The 15,735-nt window shown below is 64.5% G+C and carries 10 protein-coding genes; all 10 read left to right on the top strand.

Annotation, left to right across the window (positions count from 1 at the left end):
• Nucleotides 1–15: 15 nt before the first annotated feature.
• The 10 genes from E5K00_RS11770 to E5K00_RS11720 all read left to right on the top strand — a co-directional run bounded on the left by E5K00_RS11770 (nt 16) and on the right by E5K00_RS11720 (nt 15,718).
• Entirely contained in the window at nt 16–1,743 is a 1,728-nt protein-coding gene (locus E5K00_RS11770) for a RagB/SusD family nutrient uptake outer membrane protein (RefSeq protein ID WP_245328263.1), read from the top strand.
• Between the two features lie 160 nt (nt 1,744–1,903).
• A complete protein-coding gene (locus E5K00_RS11765) occupies nt 1,904–3,424 on the top strand; it encodes a tagaturonate reductase (RefSeq protein ID WP_135463410.1) in 1,521 nt (506 codons plus the stop codon).
• Between the two features lie 105 nt (nt 3,425–3,529).
• Nucleotides 3,530–5,524 (top strand): alpha/beta hydrolase family protein, encoded by a 1,995-nt coding sequence (locus E5K00_RS11760; RefSeq protein ID WP_135463409.1) that lies wholly within the window; start codon nt 3,530–3,532, stop codon nt 5,522–5,524.
• 239 nt (nt 5,525–5,763) lie between these two features.
• Nucleotides 5,764–7,449, top strand: a complete 1,686-nt coding sequence (locus tag E5K00_RS11755) for a sodium/sugar symporter (RefSeq protein ID WP_135463408.1) — start codon at nt 5,764–5,766, stop codon at nt 7,447–7,449.
• Between the two features lie 386 nt (nt 7,450–7,835).
• A complete protein-coding gene (locus E5K00_RS11750; RefSeq protein WP_135463407.1) occupies nt 7,836–8,621 on the top strand; it encodes a rhamnogalacturonan acetylesterase in 786 nt (261 codons plus the stop codon).
• 91 nt (nt 8,622–8,712) lie between these two features.
• Complete coding sequence (locus tag E5K00_RS11745) at nt 8,713–9,540, top strand: rhamnogalacturonan acetylesterase (protein WP_135463406.1); 828 nt, start codon at nt 8,713–8,715, stop codon at nt 9,538–9,540.
• Nucleotides 9,537–10,493 carry a pectinesterase family protein gene (locus E5K00_RS11740; RefSeq protein WP_135463405.1) on the top strand — a complete coding sequence of 319 codons (957 nt, stop codon included), beginning with the start codon at nt 9,537–9,539 and terminating at the stop codon, nt 10,491–10,493. The genes E5K00_RS11745 and E5K00_RS11740 overlap by 4 nt, the downstream gene beginning before the upstream one ends.
• Before the next feature lie 237 nt (nt 10,494–10,730).
• Entirely contained in the window at nt 10,731–11,756 is a 1,026-nt protein-coding gene (locus E5K00_RS11730; protein WP_245328262.1) for a pectinesterase family protein, read from the top strand.
• A 360-nt stretch (nt 11,757–12,116) separates the two neighbouring features.
• Nucleotides 12,117–14,273, top strand: a complete 2,157-nt coding sequence (locus E5K00_RS11725) for a hydantoinase/oxoprolinase family protein (RefSeq protein ID WP_135463403.1) — start codon at nt 12,117–12,119, stop codon at nt 14,271–14,273.
• On the top strand, nt 14,270–15,718 hold the full coding sequence (locus E5K00_RS11720) for a phosphohexomutase domain-containing protein (protein WP_135463402.1): 1,449 nt from the start codon (nt 14,270–14,272) through the stop codon (nt 15,716–15,718). The genes E5K00_RS11725 and E5K00_RS11720 overlap by 4 nt, the downstream gene beginning before the upstream one ends.
• Nucleotides 15,719–15,735 lie beyond the last annotated feature (17 nt).

The raw sequence follows: 15,735 nt of genomic DNA, 5'->3' as shown, positions 1-15,735 counted from the left end.
TGTCTGGCCGGTGTCATGTCCTGCAAAGATTTCCTGGAAATCGAGCCGAACTCGTTTGATACCACCGAGCAGGTGTTCAGCACCGTCAGCGGGGCCACCAGCGCCGTGATGGGCGCCTACGACCCGCTCTCGGGCGACGCCGGCTACGGCAACCGCCTGAGCAGCTTCTTCCCCTTCGACTCGGATGAGATGCAGAGCAGCCAGGGTGGCAACGACGCCGGCACCGGCCGCCGCGGCATTGCCCGCTACGCGTCGGTGGCCACCAACGCCGACGTGCAAAACCCCTGGAACACGCTCTACCAGGGCATTGAGCGCGCCAACATCTGCATCAAGAATATTCCGCAGATGCCGCAGTTTCAGAGCGGTGCCGACATGGTGGCCGTCAAGCGCCTCTACGGCGAGGCCCTCACCCTGCGCGCCCAGTACTACTTCGAGCTGATCCGCAACTGGGGCGATGTGCCCGCGCAGTTTGAGCCCTCGGTGACGGGTCAGGATTTCAACATTCCGCGCGAAAACCGCTTCAAGATCTACGACCGGCTGCTGGCCGACCTCGACGAGGCGGCCAAGATTGTGCCGTGGCGCACGGCCATTGCCTCCTCGGATGAGCGCATCACCAAAGGAGCCGTGAAAGCCCTGCGGGCCCGCGTGGCCCTCTACCGCGCCGGCTACTCGATGAACCCGCAGGGAGTCGTAGAGCGGGCCCCCGACTACCGCCAGTTCTACGACACGGTGCGCGTGGAGTGCCAGGAGCTGATGATTAACCGCGGCCAGCACAACCTGAACTCGAGCTACGAGGAAACCTTCCGCAGCATCAATGAGCTGCGCCGCGACGCCAACCGCGAAATCATGTTTGAAGTGGGCATGGGCGGAGCCAGCGCGCTGTCCGACAGCAAGCTGGGCTATTACAACGGCCCCCGCATCAACGCCTCGCCCAAGTACGGGGCCTCGAGCGGGGCCATTACGGCCCTGCCCACCTACTTCTACGCCTTCGATTCGCTCGACGCCCGCCGCGACGTAACGCTGGCGCCCTACACCATCGAGTCGAACGACGCGCAGAAGGCTACCAACCTGATTACCATCTACGACGGCAAGTTCCGCCGCGACTGGCGCAGCCCGCTGGTGTCGGGGGCTTCGGTGCAAAGCCTGGGCTACAACTGGCCCCTGATCCGCTTCGCCGACGTGCTGCTGATGTTTGCGGAGGCGCAAAACGAATTGGCCGGCCCCACGGCGACGTTCAAGGGCTTTTCGGCCTCTCAGGCCCTGATGGAAGTGCGCCTGCGCGGCTTCAAAGGCAACGCCGCCGCCGCCAAAACGCCCCCGACCGATAAAGACGGCTTCTTCGCCTTTTTGCAGAACGAGCGTTTCCTGGAGTTCGGTGGCGAAGGTGTCCGCAAGTACGACCTGATCCGCTGGAACCTGCTCGGGCCCAAGCTCGATGCCGTGAAGGCCACGCTGCGGGCCTGGATGGCCGACAAGACGCCCGCCAGCCCTTACGCCAACATTCCGCTGACGGCCTACTACACCGTGACCAACGGCCAGATCAGGTTTGTTCGCTCGCTCTACCGGCCCGCCCCGGCTACGACTCCCGCCGGGGCTACGGCCGTGGCCTGGCGCTCGGCTATCAGTGAAAACCGCATTGCGGACATTGCTTCCGGCTACATTCCGACCCACCAGCTGCTGCCCATTCCGGCTACCTCGCTGAACACGAACAACAAGCTGAAGCAAAACGCCGGCTACAACTAAGCCGGCCGCCCCCGGCTGACAAGCAACCGTTTGTCCTCGGCCGCGGCCTCGCTCAGGAGGCTCGCGCCGGGGACGTTTGGTTGCTGCCCGCTACGGGCTGACGTCGCCCACACGCAGATTAGGAGAGAAGGAGCAACACCGTTTAGATGATCCGCTGATCATGAAAGAACTATCTACCAATACCCTGGCCCAGCTCAGTTCCGCCACCGTGGCCCTGCCCGCCGCCGCCCACCTGGCGCTGCCCGAGAAAGTGCTGCAATTCGGCACCGGCGTGCTGCTGCGCGGCCTGCCCGACTACCTCATCGACAAGGCCAACCGCCAGGGCGTCTTCAACGGCCGCATCGTGGTGGTGAAGTCCACCGACGGGGGCGATATCACGGCCTTCACGCGCCAGGATGGGCTGTATACGCTCTGCATCCGCGGCATTGAGGACGGGCAGCAGGTCGAGGAAAACGTGGTGTGCTCGGCTATCAGCCGGGTGCTGTCGGCCAAAAGCCAGTGGGCCGAGGTGCTGCGCTGCGCCCAGAGCCCCGACCTGGCCGTGGTGATTTCCAATACCACCGAGGTCGGCATTCAGCTGGTCGCCGACGACATCCGCACCAGTCCGCCCCAGTCGTTTCCGGGCAAGCTGCTGGCCGTGCTCTACGCCCGCTACCAGGCGTTTCAGGGCGACCCGGCCAAGGGCCTGGTGATTGTGCCCACCGAGCTGATTCCGGAAAACGGCGCCAAGCTCGAAGCCATTCTGCTGGAGCTGGCCCACCGCAACGGCCTCGAAGCCGAGTTCATCGACTGGCTCGAAACGGCCAACACCTGCTGCAACTCCCTGGTGGACCGCATCGTGCCCGGCCGGCCCGCCGCGGCCCTGCAGGCGGCGCTGGAAGCCGAGCTGGGCTACAACGACGACCTGCTCACGATGTCGGAAGTGTACCGGCTCTGGGCCATTGAGGGCGACGAGAAGGTGCGCCGGGTACTGTCGTTCGAGCAGGCCGACGCCGGCGTGGTCGTGCAGCCCGACATCAACCAGTTTCGGGAGCTGAAGCTGCGCATGCTCAACGGCACGCACACGCTCAGCTGCGGCCTGGCCTACCTGGCCGGTTTCGACACGGTGCGGGCCGCCATGGAAGACGAAGTGCTGGGCGCCTTTATCTCCAGTCTGATGCAGGATAATCTGCGCCGAGGCATTCCGTATCCGGTGCCGGAAGACGTGTCGCGCGAGTTTGGCCGGCAGGTGCTCGACCGGTTCCGCAACCCCTACATCGAGCACCGCTGGCTGGGCATCACGCTCAACTACTCGGCCAAGCTCCAGCTGCGCAACGTGGCCACGCTGCTCGGCTACGTCGAGCGGTACCAGCGGGTGCCGGCCTGCGCGGCGCTGGGCTTCGCGGGCTACCTGCTGTTTATGCGCGGCACCCAGGAGCAGGACCACACCTGGTACGGCGAGCTGAACGGCCAGACCTACCCGATTCAGGATGAAAAGGCCGCCTACTTCGCCGACCTCTGGCAGCGCCTCGACGCGGCCGAGCTGACCACTACCGTGCTGCGCAACTCTACCCTCTGGGGCCACGACCTGACCACGCTGCCGGGCTTCGCGGCCCAGGTGAGCAGCCACCTGCAAGCCATGCTCGACCAGGGCGTGTATGCCACCGTGGCCAGTCATCTGACCGCGCAGGTATCGGCTTAACCAACCAGCTGCCACGCAAAAAGCCTGGGCCGCATCGTTGCTGTCCGGGCTTTTTTGTGGGAGCTTCCGCCCGGCTGTCCGCCGTGGTGCTTGTTACTGATTTACATGAAAAACCTGCTGCTACTGGTACTGGGCGTGCTGGGTGCCTACGGAGCCCGGGCCCAGAAACCCTACGACGTGCTCGACTGGAAAGCCAACGTGTCGTTGAACACCGCCCTGGTGCAACAGATGCGCGACCAGTACGCCGGCCGCCGCACCGAGCTGGCCCGGGCGGTGCAGTCGGAAGCCGGGGTGCGGGCCTACCGCGACAGTGTGCGGGCCCGCTACCGCCGGGTGTTGGGGCCCTTGCCGGCCCGCACGCCCCTGAAGGCGCGGGTGACGGGCCAGCTGGCCCGCGACGGATACCGCATCGAAAAAGTGGTGTACGAAAGCACGCCCCGGCACCACGTTACGGCCAACCTCTACGTGCCCAAGGAGCGCAACGGCCGGCTGCCGGGCGTGCTGCTGTTTTGCGGGCACGAGGCCGAGTCGAAAGCCACCGAGTCGTACCAGAAAACGGCCATCCTGTTCGCCAAAAATGGGTTTGTGGTGTTCGTTATCGACCCTATTTCGCAGGGGGAGCGGTACCAGCTGACCGACGGCACGGGCAAGCCCCTGACCCGGGGCGGCACCACCGAGCACACCCTGCTCAACGCCGAATCGGCGCTGGTGGGCACCAGCAGCGTGGCCGATGAGCTCTGGGACAACGTGCGCGGCCTCGACTACCTGCTGACCCGTCCCGAAGTGGATGCCGCCCGCATCGGGGCGCTGGGCAACTCGGGCGGGGCCACCCAAACGGCCTACTTCATCGGCTACGACGACCGGGTGCAGGTGGCCGCGCTCTGCAGCTACGTGGCCAGCGGGGAGCGGGTGCTGGAGCTGACCGGCCCCGCCGACGGCTGCGTGCAAATTCCCGACGCCGGCCGGGTGGGCCTCGACGTGGCCGACTGGCCCATTATGTTTGCGCCCCGGCCCATGCAGCTGCTGGCCGGGCGCTTCGATTTCGTGGATTACGGCCTAGTGCAGGATGCCTACGCGCAGGTGCGGCAGGTGTACCAGGGCTTCGGGCCGGCGGGCCGCGTCAGCCTGTTTACCTACGACGACGGCCACGGCATCTCCCAGCCCAAGCGCGAGGCGGCCGTGCAGTGGTTTCGGCGCTGGCTCTACGACGACAACCAGCCCGTGCGGGAAGGCAACCTGGCCACGCTGCAGCCCGAGCAGCTGTGGTGCACCCGCACCGGGCAGGTGACGACGGCCTTCAACGACGAGTTGACTATTCCGCAGCGCAACCTGGAGCGGGCCCGGGAGCTAAGCCGGCAGCGCAACAAGAGCGGCGGGGCGAAAGATCTGCCGGCGCTTATCCGCCGCCAGCTGCGCCTGCCCGCCCCGCTCGACGCGCCCGTGGCGGTGGAGTGGAAGGAAACCGTACTTAACAAAGACCAGGTGCCGCTGCGCAAGCTCATCATCCGGCGCGCCGGCCAGGTGCCGCTGCCCGCCCTGCTGGCCTTGCCCGCCGGCGACGCGCCCGTGACGAAGGTAGTGCTGTGGCTGCCCGAGCGGGGCAAGCGCACCCTGGCCGACAGCACCGCGCTGCTCACCGGGTACTTACGCCAGAACTACGCCGTGCTGCTCCCCGACCTGCGCGGCCTGGGCGAGACGACGGACCCCGAGCCGCTCAACGACAAGAAGTATTACAACCGCGAGTACCGCAACGCCCTGCTGGCCCTGCACGTGGGCCAGCCGCTGCTGGGCCAGCGGGTCGTCGACGTATTCATGGCGCTGGGCTTCATCGGGCAGGAGCCGCGGCTGCGCGCGGCACCCGTGGCGCTGTACGCCACCGGCCGGGCCGTGCCCGTGGCCTTGCACGCAGCCGTGTTGGCCCCAGTTATTGCCAACGTGTGGGTGGGAGCGGGGCCCAAGTCGTTTCAGCAGCAGCTGGAGCAGCCCACGGCCAAGGACGGCTACTCGCTCGTGGTGCCGGGCGTGCTGCGCTCCTACGACCTGCCCGAGCTGGCCGCCGCGCTGGGGCCGGCGCGCCTCTCAGTCCTGCCGACTCCCTGAGGACGCTGCCGCAGCGGTTCGCGGCTGGTGGGGCCGGCCGGAAAAGCGGGGTCTATGCAAACGGTTGCGGTAGTTTACGTGACAGTACAGGAGGGTTAAAGCCGGGATTAAACGCTTTATTTAGGATTACAAGCGTGCAACTCAGAACGCATAAACTTAGCTTTAGCCAGCCTTTGCGGCGGTACTGCTGCGGCAGCGCTGCTTTCTGCCGGTACTTTCTACTCTTTCACCGTTTTTAAATGAACCAACTCGCCACTCTAGATTACATTGTCTTCTTTGTCTACTTCCTGATTGTGTCAGGGTACGGCATCTGGATTTACCGCCGCAAGACCGGCCACGACGGTACCATCGAGGGCGACTCCAAAGATTACTTCCTGGCCGAAGGCTCCCTGACCTGGTGGGCCATCGGCTCCTCGCTCATTGCCTCCAACATTTCGGCCGAGCAGTTCGTGGGTATGTCGGGCTCGGGCTTCAAGATGGGCCTGGCCATTGCGACCTACGAATGGATGGCGGCCCTGACGCTGATTATCGTGGCCGTGTTCTTTATTCCGGTGTATCTGAAGAACCACATCTTCACGATGCCGCAGTTTCTGAACCAGCGCTACAACGGCACGGTGGCTATGATTATGGCCATTTTCTGGCTGATGCTCTACGTGGTAGTCAACCTGACCTCGATTCTCTACCTCGGGGCCATTGCCATCAGCAGCATTGCCGGCCTCAACCTCACGTTCTGCCTCTACGCTCTGGCCATATTTGCTGTCATTATTACGCTGGGCGGCATGAAGGTTATCGGCTTCACCGACGTAATCCAGGTGTTCTTCCTGATTCTGGGCGGCCTGGCTACCACCTACCTGGCTCTCGACATGGTGGCCGACCACTACGGCCAATCGGGCGTTATCAGCGGCTTCAAGCTGATGCAGGACCAGGCCGCCGACCACTTCCAGATGATTTTCCAACAGGACAACCCCAACTTCATCGATCTGCCGGGCCTCACGGTGCTGCTCGGCGGCATGTGGATTGTGAACCTGAACTACTGGGGCTGCAACCAGTACATCACCCAGCGCGCCCTCGGTGCTGATTTGCCCACGGCCCGCTCGGGTATCTTGTTTGCGGCCTTTCTAAAGCTGCTCATGCCCGTCATTGTGGTGCTGCCCGGCATTGCCGCCTACGTGCTCTACAAGCAGGACGTGTTCGGGGCCGCCGAGTTTGGGTCAGGCGCTGATCTGAACCCCGACCGCGCCTACCCGGTACTGCTCAACATTCTGCCCACGGGTCTGAAAGGCCTGTCGTTTGCCGCTCTCACGGCCGCCGTGGTGGCCTCCCTGGCCGGCAAGGCCAACTCCATTGCCACCATCTTCACCCTCGACATCTACAAGAAAGTGCTGAACACGGAAGCTTCGGAGAAGAAGCTCGTAGTGGTAGGCAAGATTGCCGTGGTCGTGGCCATGATTCTGGGCGTGCTCATTGCGCCCCACCTGGGCATCGACAAGAAGGGCGGCTTCCAGTACATTCAGGAGTACACCGGCTTCGTGTCGCCGGGCATCTTCGCCATGTTCATCCTGGGCTTCTTCTGGAAGAAAACGACTTCCAACGCGGCCCTGTTTGCCACCATCGGCGGCTTTTTGCTTTCCATCATGTTCAAGTTCCTGCCCGGCCTGGTAGATCTGTCGTTCCTGGCCCCGCTGGGCTTCGCGGTGAAAAGTGAGGCCGGCGTCTACGAAATTCCCTTCCTCGACCGGATGGGCTTCGTGTTCGTCATCTGCGTCATCGTGATGGTCATCATCAGCCTGCTCGAAACCAGCCGCGGCACCAAAACCAACGGCCTGGAAGTCGACGCCAGCATGTTCAAGCCCCAGCGCAGCTTCACCATCGGTGCCATGGTCATTGCCGTGATTCTAACGGCGCTGTACACCATTTACTGGTAAGCTCCCAGTAGGAGAGAAGCTTCTTATTGATACGAGAAAGGCGGCTGCACCACGGTGTAGCCGCCTTTTTTGTAGCGTTTGTGGTAATAATATAGAACGTCATGTCGAACAGAGTGAGACATCTCGCGTGCAATGGTATATGATTACCGTGGCAACATCAGCACGCGAGATGTCTCGCAAGGCTCGACATGACGTTCTGATGCCCTCATTCGGCATCGTTCCCGGCAACGTTTGCGCAACTATTCTCCTCTTTAACGGCCTTTCCGGCCGCAAATAGGCCTTACTTGCTGCTACGCGTACCGCGTTGCCGGGACCAGCGGGCTTAAGCGGCCGGCAACCTCGGGCGGGAAGCGTGGCAAACTCCGTTCTACCCTTCGCCTACCCGTATGGCCCATCGTCTTTTTACCACCGTGGCAGCCGTTTGCTTGCTCGCGCTGCTGGCCTTTACCGGCGCCCCACCCGCGGCCATCAAGGTCTACCTCATCGGCGACTCCACGATGGCCAACAAGGAAGAAAAGGCCTTTCCCGAAACCGGCTGGGGCATGCCCTTCCGGTACTTTTTCGACGAAACCGTCACCGTCGACAACCGGGCCATGAACGGGCGCAGCACCAAGTCGTTTTTGGCCGAAAGCCGCTGGCAGCCCGTGGCCGCCGCCCTGCGGCCCGGCGACTACGTCTTCATCCAGTTCGGCCACAACGACGAGGTGCCCACCAAGGCCAACTACACGCCCGAGGCCGACTTCCGGGCCAACCTCGTGCGCTTCGTCACCGAAACCCGGGCCCGGAAAGCCACGCCCGTGCTGCTCACGCCCGTCGCCCGCCGCAAGTTCGACGCGGCCGGCAAAGTGGAGGAAACCCACGCCGTGTACGCCGGCCTCGTGCGCAGCGTGGCCCAGGAGCAGAAAGTGGCCCTGATTGACCTGGACGCCGAAAGCCTGGCTTTGCTCCAGCAGTTCGGCCCCGAAGCCTCCAAGCTGCTCTTCAACCACCTGGCCCCGAACGAGCACCCCAACTACCCCGCCGGCCGCGACGACAACACTCACTTCAGCGAGCTAGGCGCCCGCAAGATGGCCCAGCTCGTGCTGGCCGACATCCGCACCCTCCAGCTGGAGCTGGCCGACCGGATTGTGAAGCGCGAAGTCAAGAAGACCGTCGACGCCCAGGCCCGGTAGGGGCGCGTTGCACGCGCCCGTCGGAGCCGCGCCAGTTGCCCAAACGCTGCTTCTCCGACTCTTCTATAATCCATAAATAACAACGGCTACTATGCTGAACAACGACCGGGCGCGTGCAACGCGCTCCTACCTGCTGCTGGTGCTGCTCTTGCTGGCCTTCACCGGCGCCCCGCCGAAGAAGATCAGGCTCTACCTCGTCGGCGACTCCACCATTGCCCAGAAGATCCGGCAGACCTTCCCCGAAACCGGCTGGGGCATGCCGCTGCCCACGTTCTTCGACTCGACGGTGGTGGTGGACAACCGGGCGCAGAACGGGCGCAGCACCCGCACCTTTCTGGCCGAAAACCGCTGGCAGCCCATCGTCGATGCTTTGCAGGAAGGTGACTACGTCTTCATCCAGTTTGGCCACAACGACGAAGCCCAGGACAAGCCCGACCGGTACGTGGCCCCGGCCGACTACCGCCGGAACCTCGTCAAGTTTGTGCAGGAAACGCGCGGCAAGAAGGCCTACCCGGTGCTGATTACGCCCGTTACGCGCCGCAAATTCGATAAGGAGGGCAAGATCATGGAAACCCACGTAGCCTACTCCGCCGCCACGATGGACGTGGCCCGGGAACTGAAAGTGCCCCTGATTGACCTCGACCGGATGAGCCGGGAGCTGCTGCAGAAGTACGGCGCCGACCAGTCGAAGCAGCTGTTTCTGCAGCTCGAGCCCGGCGACCATCCCAACTACCCCGCCGGCCGTAACGACAACACCCACTTCAGCGAGTTGGGCGCCCGCAAGATGGCCCAGCTCGTGGTCAGCCAGGTAATAGCCCAGAAGCTGCCGCTCTTGTCGGAGCGAATTGCCAAGCCCACGGCCAAAAACGCCGTGCCGTCCGTGGCCAACGGCAAGGATGCGCAACCCACCACGCCATGAGAAAATTCCTAACGCTACTCTGCCTGCTGAGCAGCCTGCTCACGGGCCGCGCCTTCGCCTATGACTTCGTGGTGGCCCAGGACGGCTCGGGCCAGTACCGCACCGTGCAGGAAGCCTTCAACGCCGTGCCCGACTTCCGCAAGAAAATCACCACCATCTTCATCAAGAAGGGCGTCTACAAGGAAAAGCTCATCCTGGCCGGCTCCAAGAACCTGGTCAGAATCATCGGCGAAGACCGGGCGCAAACCATCCTGACCTACGACGACTATAACCAGAAGAAGAACATCTTCGGCGAAGACAAGGGCACCTCGGGCTCGGCCAGCATCTACGTCTACGGCGCCGACTTCTCGGCCGAGAACATCACCTTCCAGAACTCCTCGGGCCCGGTGGGGCAGGCCGTGGCCGTGTGGGTGGCCGGCGACAAAGCCCGCTTCCGGAACTGCCGCTTCCTGGGCTTCCAGGACACGCTCTACACCTACGGCTACGGCTCGCGGCAGTACTACCAGGGCTGCTACATCGAGGGCACCGTGGACTTCATCTTCGGCTCCAGCACCGCCTTTTTCGAGGATTGCACCATCTTTTGCAAAAAGGGTGGGGGCTACGTCACGGCCGCTTCCACCCCCGACAGCACCCGCTACGGCTACGTGTTCCAGCACTGCAAGATCATCGGCGACGCCCCGGCGGGCAGCTTCCTGCTGGGCCGGCCCTGGCGGCCCTACGCCAAAACGGTCTTCATCCGGTGCGCGTTGGGCGAACAAATCGGCGCCGCCGGCTGGGACCATTGGGGCAAGGAAACCAACAAGCAAACCGCCACTTACGCCGAGTTTCAGAACCAGGGCAAAGGCGCCCAGCCCAAGCAGCGCGTGCCCTGGAGCCACCAGCTCACCGACGAGCAGGCCAAAGCCTACACCCGCGAGAAGGTGTTCCGCAACTGGGACCCGACCAAGGACTGAGTATCGTGCCCCGCGCCCCGCGTTGCGCGCGCCACTAGGCGGCACGGCTTGTCTCCTTTTTTCTGCAACGAGCAAGTATAGAGACAACTGAACTTGCCTCGCGCAACTTGTCTCCTTACTTGCCGAAACAAAAATAAAGGAGACAGTAAAAATTGTTTCGCTTGAGTTGTCTCCTTTTTTCTGAAAGCAAGGAATAAGGAGACAAGCCGCCTTTCCATCTGTTTTGACTACGCTTCGATGCTGCTTTCCCGACTTCTGCTCACGGCTAGCCTAATACTAGGTGCGGCCCACGTGCACGCCCAGACGCCGCCCACCGCGCCCGCGCCCCCGCCCGCCGCCAAGCCGGCCCCCGCGCCCGCGCCGCCGCAGGTCACGCGCATGACCGTAGCGGCTGATGGCTCCGGCGACTACCGCACCATTCAGGAAGCGGTGAATGCCTCCCGCGACTTGTCGCAGGTCACGGTGACCATCTTCATTAAGAACGGCACCTACCGCGAGAAGCTGGTGGTGCCCTCGCACAAAACCCACGTCACGCTATTGGGCGAGAGTAAGGAGGGCGTCGTCATCACCTTCGGCGACTATTCCGGCGACGTGGCCAAGCACACGACCTACACCTCCCACACGGTGCTGGTGCAGGCCAACGACTTCACGGCCGAGAACATCACCTTCGAAAACTCGGCCGGGCCGGTGGGGCAGGCTGTGGCCCTGCACGTGGAAGGCGACCGGGCCACGTTCCGCAACTGCCGCATGCTGGGCAACCAGGACACGCTGTTTATGGCCGTCGAAAACAGCCGGCAATACTACCAGAACTGCTACATCGAAGGCACCACCGACTTTCTGTTTGGCACCGCCACGGTGGTATTCGAGGGCTGCGAGCTGCGCAGCAAGCGCAACTCCTACGTCACGGCCGCCTCCACGACCGAGCACCAGCAGTACGGCTACGTGCTGCTCAACTGCAAGCTCACGGCCGCCGGCCCCGACGTCAACAAGGTTTACCTGGGTCGGCCCTGGCGCCCGAATGCCAAAACCGTCTTCATCAACTGCGAGCTGGGCGCGCACATCACGCCCGCCGGCTGGGACAACTGGCGCAACCCCGACAACGAAAAGACGGTGTACTACGCCGAGTACAACTCCACCGGCCCCGGCGCCCACGCCAAGGAGCGCGTGAAGTGGGCCCGGCAGCTCACGGCCAAGGAGGCCAGGCAGTACACGCTTAAAGCCATTTTTGCCGGCGGGGCCGGCTGGGACCCGGCGCGGAAGTAGGCCCCGACGACACCGCACCCCATCCCAACCCTCGCCGCTTGAGGCGCGCAATCCTCCCGCAGAGGGACTTGCGCCGCTAGTGCAACGACTTCTGCCGGGTGTATAGCGCCGGTGCCGGCGCCTGGCCCGGGAGTACGAGCGACTCACCACCGCCCTGGAAGGCATGCACCAGCTCGTCTTGGCCTGTCTGCTGCCCGGCAGAGCAAATCACAGCAACGTGCTACCTCCCTGACCCGCGCCAGCGGGAAGTTTTTCACGGTTGTCCTGGGGGCTGTTTAAGGGCAGTAGGTGAAAACTGGGTCTAAGGCAGCAGAGGTCCGGCCCCAGCTCGGTACAGCCTGCGGCCTCGGGTAAGGCCCTATGCGCAAAATCAAAATCGGGATTGATGTCGGCGGCACGTTCACGCACGCCGTGGCGCTGGACGTAAATGGCCTGCTGGTAGTGGGCAAAGCCTGTGTACCGACTACCCACAGCGCCGCCGAGGGCGTGGCCCGTGGTGTGGTAGAGTCGATGCAGGTACTGCTGCAAACAGCGCAGATTGATCCGGCCGAAGTCATCCTCATTGCGCACTCCACCACCCAGGCTACCAACGCGCTGCTGGAAGGCGACGTAGCCACGGTGGGCATCATCGGGATGGGCAACGGGCTGGAAGGGCGCCGCGCCCGCGGCGAAACCAACCTGCGCGAGGTGCAGCTGGCGCCCGGCAAGCTGCTGCCCACCCGCTTCCGCTTCCTCGACACGCGCCAGCCCGTAACGGAAGCCCAGGCCCGCACGGCCATCGAGGCGCTGGTGGCCGAAGGGGCCCATGTAATTGTGGCCTCCGAAGCCTTCGGGGTTGATAACCCGGTCAACGAGGAAACCGTGGTGCGCGTGGCCGCCGAAATGGGGCTGCTGGGTACGGCCGCCAGCAGCATTTCGCAGCTTTATGGCCTGCGGGTGCGCACCCGCACGGCCGTCATCAATGCTAGCATGATGCCCAAGATGCTGGAAACGGCCAACATGACCGAGGCCAGCATCCGAAAGGCCGGTATTACGGTGCCCCTGATGATTATGCGCTCCGACGGCGGCATTATGGACATCAACGAGATGCGCAAGCGCCCCATTCTGACGATGCTCTCGGGACCGGCGGCGGGCGTAGCGGCGGCCCTGATGTACGCGCGCATCTCCGACGGTATCTTTCTGGAAGTGGGCGGCACGAGCACCGACATTTCGGTCATCAAGAATGGCAAGGCCCAAATCAAGACGGCTCAAATCGGTGGCAATCGGCTCTACCTGAACACCCTGGATGTGCGTACGCTGGGCGTGGCCGGGGGCTCGGTGCCGCGCCTGCAGGGCAGCAAGTTTGTGGACGTGGGCCCGCGCAGCGCCCACATTGCCCACCTGCACTACGTGGCCTTCGCCGACGAGCCCGACTTCACCGGCCTGCAGACCACCGCCGTGCAGCCCTTGCCCGGCGACCCCACCGATTACCTGGCCCTGCGGCGCCCCCAGGATGCCCGCGCCGAGTATACGCTCACGCCTACCTGCGCCGCCAATCTGCTGGGCCTGGTTAAGGAGCTGGGCCACGGCCAGGCCAACCAGGCGGCCGTGGAAAGCGGTTTCGCGGCGCTGGGCGCCGTGCTGCAGCGCCCACCCCGCGAGCTGGCCACCGAGCTGCTGACGCTCACTGCCGAAAAGATCCGGCCCGTTATCCGCCAGCTCAGCCGCGAGTACAAGCTCGACCCGACCCTGATTCAGTTCGTGGGCGGGGGCGGCGGGGCTTCGGCCATCGTACCGTTTGCGGCGCAGGCGCTGGGCGTGGAGCATACCATTACCCACAACGGGGAGGTGATTTCGGCCATTGGGGCGGCGCTGGCCATGATCCGCGACTCGGTGGAGCGCAACATTCTCAACCCCACCGAAGCCGACCTGATTGCGCTGCGCCAGCAGGCCGTGGCCTCGGTGGTAAGCATGGGCGCCGAGCCCGACACGGTGGAAGTAACCATCGAAATCGACAGCAAAAACAAGAAGGTAATTGCCACGGCCTTGGGCGCCAGCGAGCTGCGGGCCCGCGAAGACGCCCTCGAACCGCTGCCCGAAGCAGCGCTGCTGGCCCGCTGCGCCCAGTCGCTGCGCTGCGCGGCAGCGGCCCTGACGGTGGCCGGGCGCACCCGCTCGCTGTGGGCCGTGGCGCACCGGCACGAGCACCGCGCCTGGCTGGGCCTGGTGCGCCAGCAGCGCCAGCCTTTGCGCGTCATCGATCAGGAAGGCACCATCCGGCTGCAGCTCTCCGATTGCCTGGTGGCTACCGGCGCGAGTAGTGGCGTGAAAAACACCATTCGCGGCCTGGTCGAGCAGCTCACCAGCTTCGGCGACGCCGGGGCGCTGGTGCCCGACATCTTCCTGCTCACCGATAGCCGCGTGGTGGATTTGACGGGCCTGATACAGGAGTCGCAGATTATGGCCCTGGTGGATATCGAACTACACAAGCTGCTGCCCACCGACGAGGTAGTGGTGATTGCCGCAGAGAAAAAATGAGCGCTGAAACCTCAGTTACTACTCCCTTTGTCCCCATTGCTTTCGGTACCGACGGCTGGCGCGGCCTGCTGGATGTGGACATGACCGCCGCTAACGTGGCCCGCGTGGCCACGGCCCTGGCCGATTATCTGCGCGTGAGTCCGGGGCAGCGCACGGCGGCCGTGGGCTACGATGGGCGCCGGCAGTCGGCAGAGTTTGCGCAGCTGCTGGCGGAGATTCTGTCCGGCAACGGGATTGAAGTGTGCCTGGCCGATAGCATCGTGACCACGCCCGCGCTGGCCTACGCCGTGCGCAGCCAGGGCCTGCAGGTGGGCGTAATGGTGACGGCTTCGCACAACCCGGCCGCGTACAACGGCATCAAGTTCAAGGCCAGCTACGGCGGGCCTTTCCTGACCGAAGAAACCCACCGCATCGAGCAGCTGCTCGACCACTCGCCCCGCCGCCAGAGCCGCACCAACGTGCAGGTGCTGGACTTCAACGCGCCCTACCTGACCCACCTGGCCACGCTGGTAGATTTGGCCGCCATCCGGCGGGCGCAGCTGCCGGTGCTCATCGACTCCATGCACGGGGCCGGACAGTGCCTGCTGGAGCAACTGCTGCGCGCCCACGGCTGCCCCGCCGACACGCTGGCCGGCGAGGCCCGGGCCGACTTTGGTGGGCGAGCGGCCGAGCCCATCGAGAAAAACCTGACGCCCCTGCGCGACGCCCTGGCCGCCGCGCCCGGCCGCTACGTCCTGGGCCTGGCCACCGACGGCGACGCCGACCGCTTGGGCGTGCTGCTCGAAACCGGCGAGTGGCTCAGCGCCCAGGAAACCATCCTGCTGCTGGCCGATTTCGTGGTGCACGGCAAGGGCCTCGGCGGCGACCTGGTGAAGACTTCCTCCGTGACCGACAAGCTGCTGGCCCTGGCCACGCCCACGCGCCGCGTGCACGACGTGCAGGTGGGCTTCAAGTACATCTGCGAGGCCATGCTGGCGCACGACGTGGCCTTCGGGGCCGAGGAAAGCGGCGGCTACGGCCTGAAGGGCCACCTGCCGGAGCGCGACGGCCTGCTCTCGGGCCTGCTGGTGCTGGAAATGCTGGCTCTTTCGGGCTACCGCACCCTCGGGAAGCTGGTGCAGGCCGGGCGCGAGCGGTTCGGCCGCATCCATTACGACCGCATCGACCAGGAGTACCACCACCCTGACCGCCTCACCAGGCTGCCCGCGCTGCACGCCACGCCGCCCGCGCAGCTGGCCGGCTGGCCCGTCGCCGACTCGGCCGCTTTCTACAGCAGCCGCGGGGTCGTAAACGGGCTGAAGTTGCGGCTGCACGGCACTACGCGCTGGCTGCTGCTGCGCGCTTCCGAAACCGAGCCGCTGATGCGCCTCTACGCCGAAGGGCAGTCGGGGGCCGAAGTGGCGGCGCTGCTGGCTGCCGGGCAGGAGCTGCTCCGGCCAGCCTGATACCCCTGTTTTTGCCT

Origin of the sequence: Hymenobacter aquaticus, from assembly GCF_004765605.1 — a bacterium.
In the GTDB taxonomy this organism is placed as follows: Bacteria; Bacteroidota; Bacteroidia; order Cytophagales; family Hymenobacteraceae; genus Hymenobacter; species Hymenobacter aquaticus.
The sequence above is the reverse complement of the archived record's forward strand: the minus strand, read 5'-3'. Positions and strand labels throughout refer to the sequence as shown.